This window comes from Deinococcus pimensis DSM 21231 (genome assembly GCF_000519345.1).
Lineage (GTDB): Bacteria > Deinococcota > Deinococci > Deinococcales > Deinococcaceae > Deinococcus_A > Deinococcus_A pimensis.
In genome coordinates this window covers 85372-85936 of record NZ_KI912635.1, presented here as the reverse complement: position 1 = coordinate 85936, position 565 = coordinate 85372, and the positions used below count along the sequence as shown (strand labels likewise).

At 72.9% G+C, this 565-nt stretch carries 1 protein-coding gene; it reads left to right on the top strand.

What is annotated here, in order from left to right:
* Positions 1–565, top strand: a 565-nt coding sequence (locus DEIPI_RS29415) for an SDR family NAD(P)-dependent oxidoreductase (protein ID WP_084474071.1), incomplete at both ends; no start/stop codon positions are given.

Sequence of the window (565 nt, the reverse complement as noted above, 5' to 3'; positions counted from 1 at the left end):
TGCGAACGCGCCGCGCGCGAGGCGGTGGAGTTCCTCGGGGGGCTGGACGTCCTCGTGAACAACGCGGCGTACCAGGCGGCGTCGGGGACGTTCTTCGACATCGACCTCGCGGGGTGGCGGCGCACGGTGGACGTGAACCTCGGCGGGCCGCTGCTGCTGTCGCGCGCGTGCCTGCCTCACCTCGGGGAGGGCTCGGCCATCGTGCACGTGACGAGCGTGCAGGGCCAGCAGGCCGAGCAGGGCAACGTCGCGTACAACGCCAGCAAGGGCGGCCTGAACAACCTGACGCGCAGCATGGCCCTCGACCTCGCGCCGCGCGGGATTCGCGTGAACGCCGTCGCGCCCGGCGCGATCGCGACGGAGGGCCTCCTGAAGGCCGTCGCGGAGAGCGAGGACCCGGACGCGACCCGGCGCGACTACGAGGACCTGCACGCGCTGCGCCGCCTCGGGGAGCCGCGCGAGGTGGCCGAGTGCGTGTACTTCCTCGCGTCGCCCGCCGCGAGCTTCGTGACGGGCCACATCCTCAACGTGGACGGCGGCATGACCGCGAGCTTCATGATGGCGG